This window comes from Streptomyces albiflavescens (genome assembly GCF_014645835.1).
Classification (GTDB): Bacteria; Actinomycetota; Actinomycetes; order Streptomycetales; family Streptomycetaceae; genus Streptomyces; species Streptomyces albiflavescens.
The window spans coordinates 213,110-233,526 of the sequence record NZ_BMMM01000016.1; the positions used below are offsets into that span (position 1 = coordinate 213,110).

The 20,417-nt window shown below is 67.6% G+C and carries 20 protein-coding genes and 3 tRNA genes; 3 read left to right on the plus strand and 20 right to left on the minus strand.

What is annotated here, in order from left to right; translation table 11 throughout:
* Nucleotides 1–63 precede the first annotated feature (63 nt).
* The 10 genes from rpoB to IEY95_RS35905 all read right to left on the minus strand — a co-directional run bounded on the left by rpoB (nt 64) and on the right by IEY95_RS35905 (nt 10,404).
* Nucleotides 64–3,549: a DNA-directed RNA polymerase subunit beta gene (gene rpoB / locus IEY95_RS35860; RefSeq protein WP_189190357.1), complete on the minus strand. Its 3,486-nt coding sequence runs from the start codon at nt 3,547–3,549 to the stop codon at nt 64–66.
* A gap of 628 nt (nt 3,550–4,177) precedes the next feature.
* Nucleotides 4,178–4,561 carry a 50S ribosomal protein L7/L12 gene (gene rplL / locus IEY95_RS35865; protein ID WP_189190358.1) on the minus strand — a complete coding sequence of 128 codons (384 nt, stop codon included), beginning with the start codon at nt 4,559–4,561 and terminating at the stop codon, nt 4,178–4,180.
* A gap of 113 nt (nt 4,562–4,674) precedes the next feature.
* Nucleotides 4,675–5,205, minus strand: coding sequence for a 50S ribosomal protein L10 (rplJ, locus tag IEY95_RS35870; RefSeq protein WP_037680489.1), 531 nt, complete (start codon nt 5,203–5,205; stop codon nt 4,675–4,677).
* A gap of 308 nt (nt 5,206–5,513) precedes the next feature.
* Nucleotides 5,514–6,374: an SCO4651 family lipoprotein gene (locus tag IEY95_RS35875; RefSeq protein ID WP_189190359.1), complete on the minus strand. Its 861-nt coding sequence runs from the start codon at nt 6,372–6,374 to the stop codon at nt 5,514–5,516.
* A 108-nt stretch (nt 6,375–6,482) separates the two neighbouring features.
* Nucleotides 6,483–7,397, minus strand: a complete 915-nt coding sequence (locus tag IEY95_RS35880; protein ID WP_189190360.1) for an SCO4651 family lipoprotein — start codon at nt 7,395–7,397, stop codon at nt 6,483–6,485.
* Nucleotides 7,398–7,564: 167 nt separating this feature from the next.
* Nucleotides 7,565–8,290 (minus strand): 50S ribosomal protein L1, encoded by a 726-nt coding sequence (gene rplA / locus IEY95_RS35885; RefSeq protein ID WP_189190361.1) that lies wholly within the window; start codon nt 8,288–8,290, stop codon nt 7,565–7,567.
* A 94-nt stretch (nt 8,291–8,384) separates the two neighbouring features.
* Nucleotides 8,385–8,819 (minus strand): 50S ribosomal protein L11, encoded by a 435-nt coding sequence (rplK, locus tag IEY95_RS35890; protein ID WP_016645192.1) that lies wholly within the window; start codon nt 8,817–8,819, stop codon nt 8,385–8,387.
* A gap of 169 nt (nt 8,820–8,988) precedes the next feature.
* Nucleotides 8,989–9,864, minus strand: a complete 876-nt coding sequence (gene nusG / locus IEY95_RS35895; RefSeq protein WP_189190362.1) for a transcription termination/antitermination protein NusG — start codon at nt 9,862–9,864, stop codon at nt 8,989–8,991.
* A gap of 77 nt (nt 9,865–9,941) precedes the next feature.
* Nucleotides 9,942–10,223, minus strand: a complete 282-nt coding sequence (secE, locus tag IEY95_RS35900; RefSeq protein ID WP_189190363.1) for a preprotein translocase subunit SecE — start codon at nt 10,221–10,223, stop codon at nt 9,942–9,944.
* A gap of 108 nt (nt 10,224–10,331) precedes the next feature.
* A tRNA-Trp gene (locus IEY95_RS35905) sits at nt 10,332–10,404 on the minus strand.
* Nucleotides 10,405–10,652: 248 nt separating this feature from the next.
* On the opposite strand from IEY95_RS35905, the gene IEY95_RS35910 reads away from it, so the two are divergent.
* Both IEY95_RS35910 and IEY95_RS35915 read left to right on the plus strand, forming a co-directional pair.
* Nucleotides 10,653–11,879 (plus strand): pyridoxal phosphate-dependent aminotransferase, encoded by a 1,227-nt coding sequence (locus tag IEY95_RS35910; RefSeq protein ID WP_189190364.1) that lies wholly within the window; start codon nt 10,653–10,655, stop codon nt 11,877–11,879.
* A 129-nt stretch (nt 11,880–12,008) separates the two neighbouring features.
* Complete coding sequence (locus tag IEY95_RS35915; protein WP_189190365.1) at nt 12,009–13,037, plus strand: adenosine deaminase; 1,029 nt, start codon at nt 12,009–12,011, stop codon at nt 13,035–13,037.
* Here IEY95_RS35915 and IEY95_RS35920 read toward each other — a convergent pair.
* Together IEY95_RS35920 and IEY95_RS35925 are read right to left on the minus strand one after the other, a co-directional pair.
* Nucleotides 13,018–13,695, minus strand: coding sequence for a hypothetical protein (locus IEY95_RS35920; RefSeq protein WP_189190366.1), 678 nt, complete (start codon nt 13,693–13,695; stop codon nt 13,018–13,020). The genes IEY95_RS35915 and IEY95_RS35920 overlap by 20 nt on opposite strands.
* Nucleotides 13,696–13,725: 30 nt before the next feature.
* A complete protein-coding gene (locus IEY95_RS35925; RefSeq protein WP_189190367.1) occupies nt 13,726–14,337 on the minus strand; it encodes a TetR/AcrR family transcriptional regulator in 612 nt (203 codons plus the stop codon).
* Nucleotides 14,338–14,466: 129 nt separating this feature from the next.
* Here IEY95_RS35925 and IEY95_RS35930 point away from each other — a divergent pair, with 129 nt between their 5' ends.
* Nucleotides 14,467–15,099 carry an NAD(P)-dependent oxidoreductase gene (locus tag IEY95_RS35930; RefSeq protein ID WP_189190368.1) on the plus strand — a complete coding sequence of 211 codons (633 nt, stop codon included), beginning with the start codon at nt 14,467–14,469 and terminating at the stop codon, nt 15,097–15,099.
* 93 nt (nt 15,100–15,192) lie between these two features.
* Here IEY95_RS35930 and IEY95_RS35935 read toward each other — a convergent pair whose 3' ends face one another.
* The 8 genes from IEY95_RS35935 to IEY95_RS35970 all read right to left on the minus strand — a co-directional run bounded on the left by IEY95_RS35935 (nt 15,193) and on the right by IEY95_RS35970 (nt 20,401).
* Nucleotides 15,193–16,248, minus strand: coding sequence for a UDP-N-acetylmuramate dehydrogenase (locus IEY95_RS35935; protein ID WP_189190369.1), 1,056 nt, complete (start codon nt 16,246–16,248; stop codon nt 15,193–15,195).
* Between the two features lie 282 nt (nt 16,249–16,530).
* On the minus strand, nt 16,531–17,970 hold the full coding sequence (locus IEY95_RS35940) for a DHA2 family efflux MFS transporter permease subunit (RefSeq protein ID WP_189190370.1): 1,440 nt from the start codon (nt 17,968–17,970) through the stop codon (nt 16,531–16,533).
* A gap of 92 nt (nt 17,971–18,062) precedes the next feature.
* A complete protein-coding gene (locus tag IEY95_RS35945; protein ID WP_189190371.1) occupies nt 18,063–18,632 on the minus strand; it encodes a TetR/AcrR family transcriptional regulator in 570 nt (189 codons plus the stop codon).
* Between the two features lie 314 nt (nt 18,633–18,946).
* Nucleotides 18,947–19,375, minus strand: a complete 429-nt coding sequence (locus IEY95_RS35950) for a MaoC family dehydratase (RefSeq protein WP_189190372.1) — start codon at nt 19,373–19,375, stop codon at nt 18,947–18,949.
* A gap of 1 nt (nt 19,376) precedes the next feature.
* Nucleotides 19,377–19,829: a MaoC family dehydratase N-terminal domain-containing protein gene (locus tag IEY95_RS35955; protein ID WP_189190373.1), complete on the minus strand. Its 453-nt coding sequence runs from the start codon at nt 19,827–19,829 to the stop codon at nt 19,377–19,379.
* Nucleotides 19,830–19,956: 127 nt separating this feature from the next.
* Nucleotides 19,957–20,121, minus strand: coding sequence for a 50S ribosomal protein L33 (gene rpmG / locus IEY95_RS35960; protein WP_003948671.1), 165 nt, complete (start codon nt 20,119–20,121; stop codon nt 19,957–19,959).
* An 88-nt stretch (nt 20,122–20,209) separates the two neighbouring features.
* A tRNA-Met gene (locus IEY95_RS35965) sits at nt 20,210–20,282 on the minus strand.
* A 46-nt stretch (nt 20,283–20,328) separates the two neighbouring features.
* Nucleotides 20,329–20,401: transfer RNA gene (locus IEY95_RS35970), tRNA-Thr, on the minus strand.
* Between the last annotated feature and the right edge of the window lie 16 nt (nt 20,402–20,417).

Consider the following 20,417-nt stretch of genomic DNA (forward strand, 5'->3'; position numbering starts at 1 on the left):
GTCCTGGGGCCGGCGGGCCTTGTTCACCTGTTCCAAAGGCGTTCAAGGCCCGCCGAACTCCCGTCAGACCTCTTCGACGCTGCTCGGCTCGCGCCGGGACAGGTCGATGCCGAGCTCCTCCGCCGCGCGGAAGACGTCCTCGTCGGTGTCACGCATTTCGATGGACATACCGTCGCTGGACAGCACCTCCACGTTGAGGCAGAGAGACTGCATCTCCTTGATGAGCACCTTGAAGGACTCGGGGATGCCGGGCTCGGGGATGTTCTCGCCCTTGACGATGGCCTCGTAGACCTTCACGCGGCCGGTGACGTCGTCGGACTTGATGGTCAGCAGCTCCTGGAGGGCGTACGCGGCGCCATAAGCCTCCAGCGCCCACACCTCCATCTCACCGAAGCGCTGGCCACCGAACTGGGCCTTACCACCCAGCGGCTGCTGGGTGATCATCGAGTACGGACCGGTCGAGCGGGCGTGCAGCTTGTCGTCGACCAGGTGGTGGAGCTTGAGGATGTACATGTAGCCGACGGAGATCGGCTCCGGGAACGGCTCGCCGGAGCGGCCGTCGAACAGCGGCGCCTTACCGGTCGGGAGCACCATGCGCTCGCCGTCGCGGTTCGGGATCGTGTGCTGCAGCAGACCCGCGAGCTCGTCCTCACGCGCACCGTCGAAGACGGGGGTGGCGACGTTGGTGCCCGGGGCGACCTGGTCGGCCTCGATGGCCTGCAGGCGCTGCGCCCAGTCGTCCGCGAGGCCGGAGACGTCCCAGCCGCGGCTGGCGAGCCAGCCGAGGTGGATCTCCAGGACCTGTCCCGGGTTCATTCGGGACGGGACACCCAGCGGGTTGAGGATGATGTCGACCGGGGTCCCGTCCTCGAGGAACGGCATGTCCTCGATGGGCAGGATCTTGGAGATGACACCCTTGTTGCCGTGACGGCCGGCGAGCTTGTCACCGTCCGTGATCTTGCGCTTCTGCGCCACGTAGACACGAACCAGCTGGTTCACGCCCGGCGGCAGCTCGTCGCCCTCCTCACGGTCGAAGACGCGGACGCCGATGACCTTGCCGGTCTCGCCGTGCGGCACCTTCAGCGAGGTGTCACGGACCTCACGGGCCTTCTCACCGAAGATCGCGCGCAGCAGGCGCTCCTCCGGCGTCAGCTCGGTCTCACCCTTGGGGGTCACCTTGCCGACGAGGATGTCGCCGGCGATGACCTCGGCACCGATGCGGATGATGCCGCGCTCGTCGAGGTCGGCGAGGACCTCCTCGGAGACGTTCGGGATGTCCCGGGTGATCTCCTCGGGGCCGAGCTTGGTGTCACGGGCGTCGACCTCGTGCTCCTCGATGTGGATCGAGGAGAGGACGTCGTCCTGCACGAGGCGCTGCGACAGGATGATCGCGTCCTCGTAGTTGTGACCCTCCCACGGCATGAACGCCACGAGCAGGTTCTTGCCGAGCGCCATCTCGCCGTTCTCGGTCGCCGGACCGTCGGCAAGGACCTGGCCGGCGACGACCCGGGCGCCCTCGTCCACGACGACCTTCTGGTTCACAGAGGTGCCCTGGTTCGAGCGGGAGAACTTCGCGAGGCGGTACGTGGTGTACGTGCCGTCGTCGTTGGCGGTGGTGATGTAGTCCGCGGAGACCTCCTGGACCACACCGTCCTTCTCCGACTTCAGGACGTCACCGGCGTCGACCGCGCAGCGGTACTCCATGCCGGTGCCGACCAGCGGCGCCTCGGACTTGATCAGCGGCACGGCCTGACGCATCATGTTCGCGCCCATGAGGGCACGGTTGGCGTCGTCGTGCTCGAGGAACGGGATCATGGCGGTCGCGACCGACACCATCTGGCGCGGCGAGACGTCCATGTAGTCGACGTCGTCACCGGGGACGTAGTCGACCTCGCCGCCACGGCGGCGAACCAGGACGCGGGACTCCTCGAAGCGGAGCTCGTCCGTCAGCGGCGCGTTGGCCTGCGCGATGACGAATCGGTCCTCTTCGTCGGCCGTCAGGTAGTCGACCTCGTCGGTGACGACGCCACCGGTGACCTTGCGGTACGGGGTCTCGACGAAACCGAACGCGTTGACCCGGCCGTAGGAGGCGAGCGAGCCGATCAGACCGATGTTCGGGCCTTCAGGGGTCTCGATCGGGCACATGCGGCCGTAGTGCGACGGGTGCACGTCACGGACCTCGAAGCCGGCCCGCTCACGGGAGAGACCACCCGGGCCAAGAGCCGACAGACGGCGCTTGTGGGTGAGACCCGACAGCGGGTTGTTCTGGTCCATGAACTGCGACAGCTGGCTGGTGCCGAAGAACTCCTTGATGGAGGCGACGACCGGCCGGATGTTGATCAGGGTCTGCGGCGTGATCGCCTCGACGTCCTGAGTCGTCATGCGCTCGCGGACGACGCGCTCCATACGAGCCAGACCCGTGCGGACCTGGTTCTGGATGAGCTCGCCGACGTTGCGCAGACGGCGGTTGCCGAAGTGGTCGATGTCGTCGGTCTCGACGACGATCGAGGTGCCGTTGTCGCCAACGGTCTCGGTCTCACCGGCGTGCAGCTTCACCAGGTACTTGATCGTCGAGATGATGTCCTCGACGGTCAGGATGCCGGCGTCGAGCGGGGCGTCGCCGCCCAGCTTCTTGTTAACCTTGTAGCGGCCGACCTTCGCGAGGTCGTAGCGCTTCGGGTTGAAGTAGAGGTTCTCGAGCAGCGTCTGCGCGGCCTCACGGGTCGGGGGCTCGCCCGGACGCAGCTTGCGGTAGATGTCGAGCAGCGCGTCGTCCTGGCCCTGGGTGTGGTCCTTCTCCAGGGTGGCGCGCATCGACTCGTACTCGCCGAACTCCTCGAGGATCTGCTCGGTCGTCCAACCGAGAGCCTTCAGGAGAACGGTGACGGACTGCTTGCGCTTGCGGTCGATGCGGACACCGACCATGTCGCGCTTGTCGATCTCCATCTCCAGCCAGGCACCCCGGGACGGGATGACCTTCGCGGAGAAGATGTCCTTGTCGGACGTCTTGTCGATGGAGGAGTCGAAGTAGACACCCGGCGAGCGGACGAGCTGCGACACCACGACACGCTCGGTGCCGTTGATGACGAAGGTGCCCTTGTTGGTCATGAGCGGGAAGTCGCCCATGAAGACCGTCTGGGACTTGATCTCGCCGGTCTCGTTGTTGGTGAACTCGGCGGTGACGAAGAGCGGGGCCGCGTACGTGAAGTCGCGCTCCTTGCACTCGTCGATGGAGTTCTTCGGGGGCTCGAAGCGGTGGTCGCGGAACGTCAGGGACATCGACCCGCTGAAGTCCTCGATCGGGGAGATCTCCTCGAAGATCTCCTCCAGACCGGACTTGGTGGGGACGTCCTGTCCGCTGTCCAGAGCCGCCTCGACACGAGCCTTCCACGCGTCGTTGCCGAGCAGCCAGTCGAAGCTCTCGGTTTGCAGCGCAAGAAGGTTCGGAACCTCGAGGGGCTCCTTGATCTTTGCAAAAGAGATGCGCAGCGGGGCGGTGCTGGCGCCGTTGTTCGTATTCGCGGTCGAGGCAGTGCGCGAGGCGGCCAAGAGGGGGTCCTTCCGAGGGCTCGGACTCACTACGCGCGTACCGGTCCCCTGCTGGACACAGAGAGAGGGTCGTTCCCGATTCAGCCGGAGAAGGCCAGGTCAGGGACGATTCAATCGTCGGTGCTCAAGCATGGGCATGCCCCTGGTGACGGGCAGGAGGCAGCTAACAGGCAGCGCAAAGGGTCAGTGTAGCCACTCGGCCCACTGATGTCCAGTCCCGGTTTTTGAGACCCTCGTTGTTCTCAACACCTGCGGCAAGCCACGCCCTCAATGCACATCGATACTGCCCTCTTCGCCGTCGATCCATGCCTCGGATCCGGATCGTTGTGACGACGCGTCCTGAGAATTGCGCGCTGCGTGCGGTTCGTCAAGGCCCCCCATGCCCAAAGCAAGTGCCGCGATCGTCACGTGCGACATGTCTTGCAGCCCGTCACGGGCCCGGCCGGAGGCACAACGAAGATCACCATACTCGCCGCGACCGACAGCGCAAGGCAGCCGCTTCGGGGACCCCGGGAACGCCGAAGAGCGACCACCCAGATGGGTGATCGCTCTTCAGTGCGTCAGCGTTACAGCGCTACGAGAGCGGCTGTGTCAGCTCGCGAGAACGGTCCGCAGGGACCGTGAGGTGTTACTTGACCTCGACGGCCGCACCGGCGCCCTTGAGGGCCTCGGCAGCCTTGTCGGCGGCCTCCTTGGCGACCTTCTCGAGAACGGGCTTCGGGGCGCCGTCCACGAGGTCCTTGGCCTCCTTCAGACCCAGGGAGGTCAGCTCACGCACGACCTTGATGACCTGGATCTTCTTGTCGCCGGCGCCGGTGAGGATGACGTCGAACTCGTCCTGCTCCTCAGCGGCCTCGGCGACGGCGGCCGGGCCGGCGGGGCCGGCAACGGCGACCGCGGCGGCGGCGGTGACGTCGAACTTCTCCTCGAACGCCTTCACGAACTCGGAGAGCTCGATGAGGGTCATGTCCTCGAACTGCGCGAGCAGGTCTTCCTGGCTGAGCTTCGCCATGGTGGGCGATCCTTCCACTAATTCGGCTGGTGCCGGATGTACATGTCTGGCGGGCGTACGTTGGCCCGCTAAGACCACTGCCTCAGGCGGCAGCGGTCATTTCGCGAGCCGAATTACTCGGCACCGCCCTGCTCGGCCTGCTTGGCGCGAAGAGCGTCCACGGTGCGGACGAGCTTCGACGGGAGCGCCTGGAAGACCTGAGCAGCCTGAGTCTGCTTGCCCTTGAAGGCGCCCGCCAGCTTGGCGAGCAGAACCTCGCGGGACTCGAGGTCCGCAAGCTTCTTGATCTCGTCGGCGGACAGCGCCTTGCCGTCAAGGACACCGCCCTTGATGACGAGGTTCGGGTTGTCCTTGGCGAAGTCACGAAGACCCTTCGCCGACTCCACCGGGTCACCGGTGACGAAGGCAACTGCCGTCGGACCGTTGAACAGGTCGTCGAGCGTCGAGATCCCGGCCTCGTTGGCCGCAATCTTGGTCAGCGTGTTCTTCACCACGGCGTACTGGGCGTTCTCACCGAGCGAACGACGCAGCGTCTTGAGCTGCGCCACGGTGAGACCCCGGTACTCGGTCAGCACAGCGGCGTTCGAGCTGCGGAACTGCTCCGCGAGCTCGGCTACCGCGGCAGCCTTGTCGGGCCTTGCCATAGAGCGTCGGCCTCCTTCCGGGTGATGACGACCGCTCGGAAGGGGCTGGGGAAAACGAAACGCCCCGGCGCAGGCGCACGGGGCGTAGCTCGACCGGTTCGTCCGCAGGCTGGGCAAGCGAACTCCGGGAGCACATCCACAGTCACCTACGCGGGTCGTCCGCAGTTCAGCGGATCCTTCGGCCGCCCTGCCCTCTTGCGAGCACAAGGCAACGACCAGCGGTCTTTGGCTTCCGGAGAAGACTACGTGAAGGGGTCGCTGTCCAGCAAATCCGCTCCGTAGCGCCTCACGCTCGACGGCGCTTCGGCTCAGCCCTGCTGCGCGTCCTTCATCATCTGGGCGAGGTCGGCGGTGTCCTCGGCGGGCGGCGCCTTGACCGTCACCGGCTTGTTGAAGTCGAGGAAGGTGATGGTCATGTCGAGCTTGCCCTTGTCGGCATCGCCCCGCATGCGGAACTGCTTGGTGTGGTCGTCGCCGTCGATCCACATGTCCATCGTGAACGTGTCGATGCCCATCTTCTCGTACTGACCGAGGCTCTTCTCCCGCTTCTCCCGGGTGGCCTTGTCCTCGCTCTTGAGGGAGTCCCGGAAGTCGTCGAGGGTGACCGTCCCCTTGTAGTGCGTGGTCTTCACGCCGTCGACGGTCTCGGTCCCGACCTTCTTCACGTCCTTGGAGCCGGTGAGGAAGGTGGACTCGGTCGCCGGGTTCTTGTCGGCCTGTCCGCCGCCCAGCTGGTCCGCGTTCAGCTGCTTGTCCGCGCCCAGCGCGGACATGTCGAACTTGATCCAGCTCTTTCCGTCCATCTCCTTGGCGGCCTTCGCGCCTCCGCCGATGTACATCGCCTTGTCGACGAGCCGGATCTCCACCTGGCCGTCGGTGGCCTGGTCCTCGGTCTTCATCTTCATGCTCATGGCCAGCGGCTTCATGCTCATCGCCGCCTCACCGCTGACGCGGCCCTGCTCCGGGACCTCACCGGTCATCCGGTAGCGGAGGGACGTGATGTCCTCGGTCTTCTTCGCCGCCTTGGCCACGGCCGCGGCGGGCGTCATCTTCGGCGATTCCCCCGCGTCGCTCTTCGCACAGGCGACAGCACTCCCGCCGAGGACCAGGGCGGCGAGCGTCGCGCCCGCCGCTCTGTGCCGAACGGCTCCACGTACAGAAAACTCCATGATTCCCCCCAGGGAACAGGTGATCGGTTCACAGCATGGCTGCGGTTCACAGCACGGCCGCGAGCGTATCCCAGGGGGTTTCAGTGGTCTCCCGAATTCTCGTGGGACTCAGGAGGTGGTGCCGCCCGTGCTGCCCTGCGACTTCACCAGGTCCTTGAAGTCGGCGGTGTCGCCCGCCGGGGGCTCCGTGGCGGAGGCCTTCACCCCGTAGTCGCTGTAGTACGCGGTCGAGGACATGGTGCCGGTCGACAGCTCGCCCTTCTCGACCTTCTTGACCAGCAGATCGTCGCCGTTGACCCAGATGTCGACCTTCTCGGTGCTGACGCCGGCCGCCGTGAGCTGCCTCTTCAGGTCGGCCAGCTGGCTCGCGCTCAGGTTGGAGGACTTGGTCGCCAGGTCCGCGACGTCCACCGTGCCGGAGTAGTGCGTGGTCTTCTCGCCACGCACCGTCTCCTCGCCGACCTTCGTCACGTCGCCGGACGCCAGCAGGAGCTTCACCGACTGGTTCGGCGTCGTGTTCTGCATCTGGTCCTTCAGGTACGCGCCCGAGCCGCCGGCGACCTTCGCCAGGTCGTCGTAGGCGTACTTGATCCAGTGCTTGCCGCCCGCCTGCCGGGCGAACGTGTCGCTCATCTTCGCGTAGTAGGCATCGGGCAGATAGCGGGCCTGCATCGACGTGCTGCCCGTCTGACGCATCGTGTCGGCCATCGTGCCGCCGGTGTATGTGATCGTCATGGTGCCGGTGAGACCGTCGGACCAGCCCATGACGCCGTCCGCCTTCATGGACATCAGCGTGCCCATGGTCGTCGTGGACTCGACCTTGGCGGAGTCGGCGTTGTCGGTGGACTTCTCGGCGGAGCGCAGGGCGGCTATGGGGCTGACGTGCGTCGTGCCCTTGTGCCCGGCCTTGTCGTCCTGGCCGGGGCTCCCCGAGCCGCCGGAGGAGCTACAGGCGGCCACGCCCGTCAGAGCGGTCGTCAGCGCGATCGAAAGGGTCACGCGGCGCACGGTCGTGCTCTTCATTCGTCCCACCCCTATGCGAATTCTGTGATCTGCACGCTAGCGCAGCCCACTGACACCCGTATCCGGATTTGATGTCCGCACAAAGGGACGGGCCCCGCACCTCGAAAGGTTGCGGGGCCCGTGTCAAAAACGCGTACGCGACGCGGTCACCGAAGTGAGCGGAAGGCTCAGACGGCGGCCGGGTCCTCCTCGACGAGGAGGTTGCGGGTGCGGTTCGGGTCGACCGGAATGCCGGGGCCGATCGTGCTGCTGATCGCGGCCTTCTTGATGTAGCGACCCTTGGCGGCCGACGGCTTCAGACGAAGGATCTCGTCGAGCGCGGCGCCGTAGTTCTCCACCAGCTTCGTGTCGTCGAAGGACACCTTGCCGATGATGAAGTGCAGGTTCGAGTGCTTGTCGACGCGGAACTCGATCTTGCCACCCTTGATCTCGGTGACAGCCTTGGCGACGTCCGGGGTCACGGTGCCGGTCTTGGGGTTCGGCATGAGACCACGGGGACCGAGGACACGGCCGAGGCGACCGACCTTGCCCATCAGGTCCGGGGTGGCGACGACGGCGTCGAAGTCCAGACGGCCCTTCGACACCTCGTCGATGAGCTCGTCGGAGCCGACGATGTCGGCGCCCGCGGCGAGTGCGGCCTCGGCACGGTCACCGGTCGCGAAGACCAGGACCCGGGCGGTCTTACCGGTGCCGTGCGGGAGGTTCACGGTGCCACGGACCATCTGGTCGGCCTTGCGCGGGTCGACACCCAGACGGAAGGCGACCTCGACGGTGCCGTCGAACTTGGACGTGGAGGTCTCCTTGGCGAGACGGACGGCCTCGAGCGGGGCGTAGAGCTTCTCCCGGTCGACCTTGGCGTCCGCAGCGCGGAGAGACTTGCTGCGCTTGCTCACTACTGCTCCTGATGTGTTCTGAGGAGTCGTGGTGTGGGCCGAGCAGGCCCTGCCACGTGCGGCTCGCGCCGCATGGTTCCTACGAAGGTGGGTGTCAGCCCTCGACCGTGATGCCCATGGAACGGGCGGTGCCGGCAATGATCTTCGACGCGGCGTCCAGGTCGTTGGCGTTGAGGTCGGGCATCTTGGTGGTGGCGATCTCGCGGACCTGCGCCTCGGTGATCTTGGCGACCTTGGTCTTGTGCGGCTCGCCGGAGCCCTTCTCGACACCCGCGGCCTTGAGGATCATCTTGGCGGCCGGCGGCGTCTTGGTGATGAAGGTGAAGGAGCGGTCCTCGTAGACCGTGATCTCCACCGGGATGACCCAACCGCGCTGCGACTCGGTCGCGGCGTTGTAGGCCTTGCAGAACTCCATGATGTTGACGCCGTGCTGGCCCAGCGCGGGACCGACCGGCGGAGCCGGGTTGGCGGCGCCGGCCTGGATCTGGAGCTTGATAAGCCCCGTGACCTTCTTCTTCTTGGGAGGCATGTGCTCTCTCCGGGTCCTAGTGAGAGTTTTCAGCTTCCGCCCGGTTCATCCGGATGGAGGCATACCGCACAACGATAACGGGTATCCTTGCGCGGCCAAAAACCGAGCAGGTCAGACGGGCTTTTGAGGGCCCGTCTGACCTGCTCGGAAGCGGTGAGTCCAGAAGGAGCTAGTTCTTCTGGATCTGGTCGAAGGAGAGCTCGACCGGGGTCTCGCGGCCAAAGATCTCGACGAGACCCTTGACCTTCTTCGAATCGGCGTTGATCTCGTTGATGGTCGCCTGCAGCGTGGCGAACGGGCCGTCGGTGACGGTGACCGAGTCGCCGACCTCGAAGTCCAGCACCTGGACCTCGACCTTGCGCTGCGGGGCGGGCTTGCCCTCGGCCTCGGCGGCCTCGCGGGCGGCCTTCTCCTCGGCCTCCGGGGCGAGCATCTTGACGATCTCGTCCAGGGTCAGCGGGTACGGGTCGTAGGCGTTGCCCACGAAACCGGTGACGCCGGGGGTGTTGCGGACGACGCCCCAGGACTCGTTCGTCAGGTCCATGCGGACCAGGACGTAGCCCGGGAGCTTGTTCTGCTTGATCGTCTTGCGCTCGCCGTTCTTGATCTGCGCGACCTCTTCCTGCGGCACCTCGGCCTGGAAGATGAAGTCCTCGACGTTCAGCGAGACGGCTCGCTGCTCGAGGTTGGTCTTCACACGGTTCTCGTAACCGGCGTACGTGTGGATGACGTACCACTCGCCGGGGAGGGTGCGAAGCTCCTCGCGCAGGGCGGTGACGGGGTCGACGGGCTCGGCCTCTTCTTCGGCTTCCGCCTCGTCGGCGGTCTCGGCCTCGGCGGCGAGGTCCTCCTCGGGGACGTCCTCGTCCTCGACGTCCTCACCGGACTCGTCCTCGACGTGCAGGGCCGCTTCTTCGGCGGGCTCGCCGGCGTCGGCGTCGGCAGCCTCGACCTCGTCCTCGATGTCCGCGCCCTCGACGATGTCGAGCTCGTCGTCAACGGACTCGACCGACTCGCCGGCGTCGTTCAGGTTCGGGTCAGACACGGTGGCTGCTTCTTCCTGGATACATGGGGGTGGAACACGCGAAAGGGGCGCCGGTGACGGCGCCCTTCGCTCTCGGCTCAGCCGAAGACGTACTTGGCGGCGTGGTTGAGCCCATAGTCAATCACGGTCACCAGGGCGATCATGATGACGACGAAGACAATTACCACTGTGGTGTACGTCGTCAGCTGGTTGCGAGTCGGCCAGACGACCTTGCGGAGCTCCGCGACGATCTGGCGATAGAAAGTGGCAAGGCGCTTCAGCGGGCCCTTCTTGGCACGCTTACCGCCCTTGCGGGCCTTCTTCTTGGACTCGGGCGCCTCGGCATCAGGCATGTCGATGGAGCCCACGGCGTCCGTCACTCGTCCTCACCTGATTCCGGGTCGTGGCCGTGCCGCGCCCGGTTGAGCCGCACGGCGGTGCATTGCAGTACGTACATGCGCACACATCCTGGCGATAGGTGTGTGTAGCAGGGCCGGAGGGACTTGAACCCCCAACCGCTGGTTTTGGAGACCAGTGCTCTACCAATTGAGCTACGACCCTTTGATTTCCCCCAACGTACCGCATCCGCCCAAGTGCTCGGTGTGCACCGGGTGAGTGCGGCCGGTGAAGGCCAACGAGGTGAGAGTGTACGTGGTCCTGAGCCGGTCGTCGAACAGAAAGTGTCCGTACGGACCTTGTCCGCCGAAGATCGACTGGTGAGCCGCCCACATTCGGACGGATGTTCTGCCGATGTTCAGTCTGTGAAACCCGCGTGCCTGGCACGTTTCCAGTCTGAAACGATGGGTCCCATGAGCGCTGCAATCCCTCCCACCGAGCGCCGGGTCTCCGCCCGAGTCGGCGCGATCTCCGAGTCCGCCACCCTCGCCGTGGACGCCAAGGCCAAGGCCCTCAAGGCCGCCGGGCGTCCGGTGATCGGCTTCGGCGCGGGTGAGCCCGACTTCCCGACCCCGGACTACATCGTCGAGGCCGCCATCGAGGCGTGCAAGAACCCGAAGTACCACCGCTACACCCCGGCCGGCGGCCTGCCCGAGCTGAAGGCCGCGATCGCCGCGAAGACCCTGCGGGACTCCGGCTATGAGGTGGAGGCCGCCCAGGTCCTGGTCACCAACGGCGGCAAGCAGGCCATCTACGAGGCCTTCGCCGCGATCCTCGACCCGGGCGACGAGGTCATCGTCCCGGCGCCGTACTGGACGACGTACCCGGAGTCGATCCGTCTCGCCGGCGGTGTCCCCGTGGACGTCGTCGCGGACGAGACCACCGGCTACCGCGTCTCGGTCGAGCAGCTGGAGGCGGCCCGCACCGAGAACACCAAGGTGCTGCTGTTCGTCTCCCCGTCCAACCCGACGGGCGCGGTCTACACCCGCGAGCAGATCGAGGAGATCGGCCGCTGGGCCGCCGAGAAGGACCTGTGGGTCCTGACCGACGAGATCTACGAGCACCTCGTCTATGGGGACGCGGAGTTCCACTCCCTGCCCGTGGTGGTGCCCGAGCTGCGCGACAAGTGCATCGTCGTCAACGGCGTGGCCAAGACCTACGCCATGACCGGCTGGCGGGTGGGCTGGGTCATCGGCCCGAAGGACGTCGTCAAGGCCGCGACCAACCTGCAGTCGCACGCCACCTCGAACGTGTCGAACGTCGCCCAGGTCGCCGCGCTCGCTGCCGTCTCGGGCGATCTGACGGCCGTCGCCGAGATGCGCGAGGCCTTCGACCGCCGCCGCAAGACCATCGTGCGCATGCTGAACGAGATCGACGGCGTGCTCTGCCCGGAGCCCGAGGGCGCCTTCTACGCGTATCCCTCGGTGAAGGCCCTCATCGGCAAGGAGATCCGCGGCAAGCGCCCCCAGGACACGGTCGAGCTGGCCGCGCTCATCCTGGAGGAGGCCGAGGTCGCGGTCGTCCCGGGCGAGGCCTTCGGCACGCCGGGCTATCTGCGTCTGTCGTACGCCCTCGGTGACGAGGACCTCGTCGAGGGTGTCAGCCGGATCCAGAAGCTGCTGGCGGAAGCCCGCGACTGACGTTTTCGCGCTCCACGCGTGTGTGCGGGCCGTTTCCCCTCGGGGAGACGGCCCGCATCTTCGTGCGAGCAAGACCACTAACGGGGAAAGCGCTACCGGGACAGCGGGAACGTACGGCAGGATCCTGGAATGGAGCGCGCACGTGATCTCTTTGAACTGCCGAAGGCCCATCTGCACCTGCACTTCACCGGTTCGATGCGGCACACCACCCTGCTGGAACTGGCCGACAAGCACGGGATCCATCTGCCCGACGCGCTGACCAGCGGGGAGCCGCCCAAGCTACGGGCGACGGACGAGCGGGGCTGGTTCCGCTTCCAGCGGCTGTACGACGCGGCGCGGTCGTGCCTCAGAGACCCCGAGGACATTCGGCGACTGGTGCGCGAGGCCGCCGAGGAGGACCTCAAGGACGGCTCGGGGTGGCTGGAGATCCAGGTCGACCCGACGTCGTACGCGCCTCGTCTGGGCGGTCTGATCCCGGCTCTGGAGATCATCCTGGACGCGGTGGACACGACCTCGCGGGAGACCGGACTCGGGATGCGCGTCCTGGTGGCCGCGAACCGCATGAAGCACCCGCTGGACGCCCGTACGCTGGCCCGCCTGGCGGTGCGGTACGCGGACCGGGGCATCGTCGGCTTCGGGCTCTCGAACGACGAGCGGCGAGGCATGGCACGGGACTTCGACCGGGCCTTCGCGATCGCGCGGGAGGGCGGGCTGCTGTCCGCGCCGCACGGCGGCGAGCTGACCGGGCCGGCCTCCGTCCGCGACTGTCTGGACGATCTGGACGCCGCGCGGATCGGTCACGGGGTGCGCGCCGCCGAGGACCCCCGGCTGCTCAAGCGTCTCGCGGACCGCGGGGTGACCTGTGAGGTCTGTCCGGCCTCGAACGTCGCCCTGGGCGTCTACGAGAAGCCGGAGGACGTCCCCCTGCGCACGCTCTTCGAGGCCGGCGTCCCGATGGCCCTCGGCGCCGACGACCCGCTGCTCTTCGGCTCCCGCCTGGCCGCGCAGTACGAGATCGCCCGCCGCCACCACGGCTTCACGGACGCCGAACTCGCCGAGCTGGCCCGGCAGTCCATCCGCGGCTCGGCCGCCCCGGAGGACGTCCGCGCGAAGCTGCTGGCCGGGGTCGACGACTGGCTCAGCGGCCCGGCCGCTTGAAGTGGGCGTACGGCGGATACGGCTGGAAACCGATCACGACCTCGGGGCTGCGGCAGGTGCCCGCGTCCTCCTGCAGCTCGCCGGAGATCGAGGTCATGAAGGCCGCCTTCCCCTTGACCACACCCTTTTGGCGCGGTCCCCAGCCCGCCGCGTACGAGAAGGCCGTGGCCGCCGAGGCGAAGACGTCACGGCTGCCGATCAGGAAGAACGTCCGCGCGTGGCTGCTGTGCCGCAGCAGGTCCCGCATGTCCGTGCGGTGGCGCCGCCGCTGCCAGGCCTCGGCGTCGCGCGCGGTGCGGGCCTCGTCCGTGCGGACGGTGAGCGGGGTGCCGTGTGTCAGCCTGCGGCGCAGTTCCGGCCATGTGCTGGGGCGCAGGCCCGCCGAGTGATGGACCAGGACGAGGTCGACGAGGTCGGGGCAGCCCACGTAGGGCGGGGGTCCCTCCCGTAGGGGCACATGCACGATCGTGTGCCTGGAGTAGGCGGCGAAGGAGAACAGGCCGGCGAGCCGGTTCAGCCCGTCGTGGTCGCCCATCAGCATGCCGAGCGAGACCTCGGGGTCACGGAGCGAGGTGTGGCGCAGCGGTGTCCGGGGCTGCACGACACGGTGCTCGTGCGGGCCGGTACGGGGCCTGAACTGGCGGAGTCTCAGCCGCACTTGGGATGCCTCATGACCCCAGGGTGATCGTCAGGCCGGGTCACCGGCAAGCGAAATACCGCGCAGGAGTGTGCGGGCGACTGCGGGGGCGAAGCTGTCCACGGGCGGCGGCGTGCCCTCCGCGGTCGCGTCGTACGCGAAGGCGCGCTGTGCGCAGGCACCCATGAGCAGTGACGCGGCCGCGAAAGTGTCGGCATAGGGATGGACGCGCCCCGCTCGCTGTTCCACGCGCAGATACGCGGCCACACCCTTGATCGGCATGTGGGCGCCCGCACCCATCTCGCGCATGGCGTCGTCGTGGCGGCGCTTGAGCTGCGTCTCCGCGTACAAGGAGGCGGCGATCGGAAAGCTCTGCTCGTAGAAGAGGGCCGCCTGGCGGGCGATCTCCGTGAGGTTCTCCTCGACGGTGTACTTCTCCGGCTCGGACATGAGTCTGTCCAGCAGGGGGCCCAGTGTGGGCAGCCGCTCCTCCAGGACGCGGATGAACAGCTCTTCCTTGCTCGCGAAGTACTTGTAGAGCGCCGCCTCCGAGCAGCCCGCCGCCTTGGCGATCTCCTTGGTGGTGGCACGGGCGAGGCCGACGGTGAGCATGAGCTCGTGCGCCGCGTCGAGGATGCGGATCCGGGCCGGTTTCTGCTGCATGGGAGCCAAGGATTCCATGGCCGGTCCAATCAAGCTTGACGGGTGGGTGAGTACTTACTCACCCTAGGGGTATGCACCGGTGAGTGAATACTCACCCACCCGATGGACCCACTTGAAGGGGAGCACACAATGAAACTCACCGTTTTCGGCGCCACCGGAGGCATCGGCCAGGAGATCGTCAGGCAGGCGCTGGACTCGGGCCACCAGGTCACGGCCGTCGTACGGGATCCCGCGCGACTGACCGTCACGGGTGTTGGTCTGGAGGTGTTCCGCGCGGACCTGAAGGACCTGGAGCCACTGCGTGCGGCGGTCGCGGGCCGGGACGCGGTTCTCTCCGGGCTCGGCGCCCGCAGCCGCAAGGACGCCGGGGTCGCGGCCCGGCTGACCCGCACGGTGCTGGGCGCCATGGAGGCGGAGGCGGTACGACGGCTGCTGGTGGTGAGCGCGGGCCCGGTCGGCCCCGACCCGGAGGGCGCCGCACTCGTCGACCGCGCCATGCGCGGCCTGATCTCGGGACTCCTGAAGGACGTCTACGCCGATCTCAAAGAGATGGAGGACGAGCTCGCCCGAAGCACGACGGACTGGACGGTCGTACGTCCGCCGCGGCTGCAGAACAAGCCGGTGACCGGCTCGTACCGCACAGTCGTCGGGGGTTTCCCGCTCAAGGGCCGGTTCGTCGCGCGCGCCGATGTGGCCCACGCGATGCTGGCGATGATCGACGACCCGGGGACAGTGAAGCAGGGCGTGGGCGTCGCCTATTAGGCGCCGATGCCTGGCGTCGATGCCTGGCGTCGATGTCCGGCATCGATGTCCGGCGCCGATGCCGAAAAGCGCGCGTCCCTCCGTGGAGCCCCGTCAGAGGCTGACGCCCACCGTCACCGGCTCGTTGACCAGCGTGATCCCGAAGGCGCCACGGACGCCGGCGACCACCTCACGGGCCAGGGCGAGGAGGTCCTCGGTGGTGGCCTCGCCCCGGTTGGTGAGGGCCAGCGTGTGCTTGGTGGAGATCCGGGCGGGCCCGCTGCCGTAGCCCTTGGTGAAGCCCGACTTGTCGATCAGCCAGGCCGCGGAGGTCTTGGTGTGGCCGTCGCCCGCCGGATACGCGGGCGGCACGGCGTCGGCGCCGAGCCGATCCCGCACGCGCGCGTGGAACGCGGCGAGCTCCTCGTCCGTGAGGATCGGATTGGTGAAGAACGACCCGGCGGACCACGTGTCGTGGTCCTCGGGGTCGAGCACCATGCCCTTGCCGGAACGCAGCTTGAGAACGGTCTCGCGGGCCGCGTCCAACGGCACCCGGTCGCCGGGCTCCACGCCCAGCGCGCGAGCCGTCTCCGCGTACTTGATCGGCGCCGACAGGCCCTCCGCGTCCTCCAGCCCGAAGCGGACGCGGAGCACGACATGTCGCTCGGGGTCGGCCTTGAAGCGGCTGTGGCGGTACGAGAAGGCGCACTCGGCGTTCGTCAGCGTGACCGTCTCACGTGTCGTCCGGTCGTACGCGATCACTTCGGTGATGGTCGACGACACTTCCTGCCCGTACGCGCCCACGTTCTGGATCGGGGTCGCGCCCGCGGAGCCGGGGATCCCGGCGAGGCACTCGATACCGGCGAGCCCGGCCTCGACGGTGCGGGCGACCGCGTCGGTCCACACCTCGCCCGCCGCCAGCTCCAGCCTCGTACCGTCGAGGGCGAAGCCGCTCGTCGCGATGCGCAGTGCGGTCCCGGCGAATCCCTGGTCGCCGATGACGAGGTTCGAGCCGCCGCCGATCAGCAGCAGCGGCGTACCGGCGTCGTCGGCCTCGCGCACGGCGGCGATCACCTCGGCGTCGGTCGTGGCGGTGATCAGCCGGGTCGCCGGGCCCCCGAGCCGGAAGGTGGTGAGCGGGGCGAGCGGAGCGTCGTGGAGTTCCTGCACGGGCTCAAGAGTACGAGAAGGCCCGGGGGCACCCGGCCACCGGTGGCCACTCGGTACGGGAGATCGTGCCGGGCCACCGATGGGCACGGGCTACGGGATCGCGCCCGCCACCCCTGCGGGCGAGGCACGAGAGCGGCCCCGCCCGTCGGGGCGAGGCCGCTCCTTCTCGGGCTCGCCCGTCGGGGCGAGGCCGTTCCTTCTCGGGCGCGGTCCCATCGGACCGCCGCGCCGCCTGTGCCCGGTCGAGGGGCAGTCCGTCGGCGGACGCCGTCCAGGGAGGACTCAGCTCAGCGCGGTCTCCAGAACCGGGGCGTCGGCCGAGGACGCCACAGGAGCCCCGGTCACCGGGCGCCGCCGGGGCAGCAGCGACGCGGCCACCGCTCCCGCGCCGACCACCGCCGCGCCCACCCACAGGGCGGGCGAGAGCCCGTCCACGAAACGCTGCGCGGACTCGTAACCGCCCTGGGCCGAGAAGACCGAGGCCATGATCGCGACGCCGAGGGCGCCGCCGACCTCGCGGAGCGCGTTGTTGGCACCGGAGGCGATGCCCTGCTCGGACGGGCGGACGCTGGACATCACGAGGTTCGCGGCCGGGGCGAAGTACAGGGCCATGCCGATCCCGCTGATGATCAGGGCGGGGAGCTGGGCGGCGTACGACACGTCGGGGGCGACGATCAGGGCGAACCAGCCAAGCCCGACGGCCTGCAGCGCGAGGCCGACCGTGATGACCGGGCGGCCGCCGATCCGGTCCGAGAGATATCCGGCGAGGGGGGCGACGATCATCGGCATGCCGGTCCAGGGGAGCATCCGCAGGCCTGCCTCGGTGGGCGAGTAGCCGACGACGCCCTGCAGGAACTGGCTGAGCAGGAAGATCGAGCCGAACATACCGACGAACATCAGCAGGCTGGCGGCGTTGATCGCGGAGAAGGCGCGGCTGCGGAAGAGGCGCATCGGCAGCATCGGGTTCTTGTGGTGGATGCCGTGATGGACGAAGCCGGCGAGGAGCGCCCCGCCCGCGATCAGGCCGGTGAGCACGGGGGCACTGGTCCAGCCGTCGATGTTGCCACGGATCAGCGCGTAGACGATGCCGAAGAGACCGCCGCTGGCGAGCAGGGTGCCGGGGACATCCAGAGGCGCGCCGGTGCCGTAGGACTCGGCGAGTCGCAGCCGGGCGAGCGGCAGCACGGCCAGCCCCAATGGGACGTTCAGCCAGAAGATCCACTGCCAGGACACATGTTCGGTGAGGCTTCCCCCGATGAGGGGCCCGGAGGCGACGGCGAGTCCGTTCACGGCGCCCCAAATCCCGTACGCCAGCCCGCGCTTGGCGGCCGGGACCGCGGCCGTCAGCAGGGTCAGCGTCAGCGGCATCATGATCGCCGCGCCGACGCCCTGGACCGCGCGCGCCGCGATCAGGGAGTCGATGCCGGGCGCCATGGCCGCGGCGGCGGACGCGCCGGTGAAGACGGCGAGTCCGCCGAGGAAGAGCCGCCGACGGCCGAATCGGTCGCCGAGGGCCGCGCCGAACATCAGCAGCACCGCGAAGGTGAGCGTGTACGCGCTCACGGTCCATTCCAGGTCGCCCAGCGCTCCCCCGAGGTCCTTGCGGATGGAAGGCAGTGCGGTGGTGACGACCAGATTGTCGAGGGCCGCCATGAATCCGGCGACGCTGGTGATGACGAGGGCCCAGGCGGCTCCTCCGCGACGTGCTGTCTGTTGTGACATCGCTCCCCCAGGAGTGATCGTTATCGATGGTTAGTTATTGCTGACTAACTTTCGAGGTCATAAAAAGGCGCCGATCTTCACCTTCCCTGCCCCTACTTCTCCAGCGAGCCCGTGATCCGCGCCGACGGATAGAGCCCCTCCCAGACCCGGTGCTCGGGCGGAAAGGCCATGGCCACCAGGCAATTGATGAGCATTCCGTACGCCATGAAGTTCGCGGTTTCCCCCACGTCCGCCCCGAGCGGCACGTGCACCGCGTCCCAGAGCCGCATCCAGCCGGCCCGCACCGCCTCGCCGAACTCGCGGTCGCCGGCCTCCTCGGCCGCCGCGACCGCCACGTACGTCTGCATCTGCATGAGCAGCAGCTCCGGCTCCTGCTCGATGACCTTGACGTACGCGTTGCCCATGGCGTGCAGGGCCTCTTCACCCTCCAGCCCTTGCGAAGCCTCCTCGAAGGTGCGGCGGAAGAGCTCCATGCAACGCTCGGTCGCCGCGAGGAAGATCGCCTTCTTGCCCGGGAAGAGCCGGAAGAGGTATGGCTGAGAGACGCCCACACGCCTGGCGATCGCCTCGGTCGACGTGCCGTGGTAGCCACCCCGGGCGAACTCGCTCATCGCCGCGCGAATGACGCTCTCACGCCGCTCTTCTGCGCTCATCCTGACCATGCGAGTAAGTTAGTACTCAATCACTAACTACGTCAAGGGGGTTCGGAGAGAGGCGGAACGGCCCGCCCACGAAGATCGTTGGTGCCGGTAGGGGGCATCACACCCGTAAGGGGCGCCCCACACCCGTAAGGGGCGCCCCACAATGGAGAACGCCCCTTACTTCACGTACTGCGCACTACTTCACTTCCCGCACTGCGCACTACTTCGCTTCCAGCGTTGCGCACCAAGTCACTTCACGCACTGCGCACAACTTCGCGTGCTACGCGCCAGGCAGCACAACGCAGCACAACGCAGCACAACGCAGCACAACACACTCAGGCCAGCCGCACGACCGCCCGCGACATGCCCAGGACCTTCTGGCCGGCGCTGGTCGCGGTGAGGTCGACGCGGACGGTGTTGTCGTCGAGCTTGGCTCCGACCTTGGCGCTGACGTCGATGGTCGCGCCCTTGTCGTCATTCGGGACGACGACGGGCTTGGTGAAGCGGACGCCGTACTCGACGACCGCGCCCGGGTCGCCGACCCAGTCGGTGACGACGCGGATCGCCTCGGCCATGGTGAACATGCCGTGCGCGATGACGTCGGGCAGACCGACCTCGACCGCGAACTTCTCGTTCCAGTGGATCGGGTTGAAGTCCCCGGAGGCGCCGGCGTACTGCACGAGCGTGGCGCGGGTCACGGAAAACGTCTGGGCCGGCAGCTCGGTGCCGACCTCGACGTCCGCATAAGAGATCTTCGCTGCCATGTCAGCCCTCCTCCGCCGCGCGCGCCACGAGCTTGGTGACGGCCGTCACGATATGCTCGCCCGCCTCGTCGTGGACCTCGCCACGGATGTCCAGAATGTCGTTGCCCGCCAGGGACTTGATCGACTCGATGGTCGAGGTGACCGTGAGCCGGTCGCCCGCCCGCACCGGGCGGGTGTAGGCGAACTTCTGGTCGCCGTGCACCACGCGGCTGTAGTCCAGGCCCAGTTGCGGGTCCTGGACGACCTGGCCCGCGGCCTTGAAGGTGATGGCGAACACGAAGGTCGGCGGCGCGATCACATCGGGGTGGCCGAGCGCCTTGGCGGCCTCCGGGTCCGTGTACGCAGGGTTACTGTCCCCGACGGCCTCCGCGAACTCGCGGATCTTCTCCCGGCCGACCTCATAGGGGTCGGTGGGCGGGTAGGACCGCCCCACGAAGGACTGGTCGAGCGCCATGGACTCGGCACCTCCTGGTTGTCGTCGCTGGACTGTCCTGTCCGTCTTAGCCGGACGGACTGTCTTCGCTCTATAACGACGCGAGGCCGCCCCCCGCGAAGGGGACGGCCTCGTGTACGAGCCTGATTTATCGCGTTTCGCGGTGCGCGGTGTGCGCGTTGCAACGCGGGCAGTGCTTCTTCATCTCCAGTCGGTCCGGGTTGTTACGCCGGTTCTTCTTGGTGATGTAGTTCCGCTCCTTGCACTCCACGCAGGCCAGCGTGATCTTCGGGCGGACGTCGGTGGCAGCCACAGGAGTGCTCCTTGACGAACGGATGGGACGATTAACGCATAGAAGAGTAGCCGATCGAAGGACCGACCCCACAATCGGCTACTGTCAGTAGCGGTGACCGGACTTGAACCGGTGACACAGCGATTATGAGCCGCTTGCTCTACCGACTGAGCTACACCGCTGTGATGCGATCGGGCCCCGTCTTGCGACGGGAACCTCTCACACCAGAGCCCCAATACGGAATCGAACCGTAGACCTTCTCCTTACCATGGAGACGCTCTGCCGACTGAGCTATTGGGGCGAGCGATGAAGACATT

What these genes read in the sequence shown, in the direction of transcription:
- IEY95_RS35910 (WP_189190364.1), top strand. Translation starts at nt 10,653, where the DNA reads ATGAGCGCTGCAATCCCTCCCACCGAGCGCCGGGTCTCCGCCCGAGTC.
- IEY95_RS35875 (WP_189190359.1), bottom strand. Translation starts at nt 6,374, where the DNA reads ATGGAGTTTTCTGTACGTGGAGCCGTTCGGCACAGAGCGGCGGGCGCG.
- IEY95_RS35940 (WP_189190370.1), bottom strand. Translation starts at nt 17,970, where the DNA reads ATGTCACAACAGACAGCACGTCGCGGAGGAGCCGCCTGGGCCCTCGTC.
- IEY95_RS35915 (WP_189190365.1), top strand. Translation starts at nt 12,009, where the DNA reads ATGGAGCGCGCACGTGATCTCTTTGAACTGCCGAAGGCCCATCTGCAC.
- rplK (WP_016645192.1), bottom strand. Translation starts at nt 8,819, where the DNA reads ATGCCTCCCAAGAAGAAGAAGGTCACGGGGCTTATCAAGCTCCAGATC.
- rplL (WP_189190358.1), bottom strand. Translation starts at nt 4,561, where the DNA reads ATGGCGAAGCTCAGCCAGGAAGACCTGCTCGCGCAGTTCGAGGACATG.
- IEY95_RS35880 (WP_189190360.1), bottom strand. Translation starts at nt 7,397, where the DNA reads ATGAAGAGCACGACCGTGCGCCGCGTGACCCTTTCGATCGCGCTGACG.
- IEY95_RS35945 (WP_189190371.1), bottom strand. Translation starts at nt 18,632, where the DNA reads ATGGTCAGGATGAGCGCAGAAGAGCGGCGTGAGAGCGTCATTCGCGCG.
- IEY95_RS35955 (WP_189190373.1), bottom strand. Translation starts at nt 19,829, where the DNA reads ATGGCGCTCGACCAGTCCTTCGTGGGGCGGTCCTACCCGCCCACCGAC.
- IEY95_RS35925 (WP_189190367.1), bottom strand. Translation starts at nt 14,337, where the DNA reads ATGCAGCAGAAACCGGCCCGGATCCGCATCCTCGACGCGGCGCACGAG.
- IEY95_RS35950 (WP_189190372.1), bottom strand. Translation starts at nt 19,375, where the DNA reads ATGGCAGCGAAGATCTCTTATGCGGACGTCGAGGTCGGCACCGAGCTG.
- rplJ (WP_037680489.1), bottom strand. Translation starts at nt 5,205, where the DNA reads ATGGCAAGGCCCGACAAGGCTGCCGCGGTAGCCGAGCTCGCGGAGCAG.
- IEY95_RS35930 (WP_189190368.1), top strand. Translation starts at nt 14,467, where the DNA reads ATGAAACTCACCGTTTTCGGCGCCACCGGAGGCATCGGCCAGGAGATC.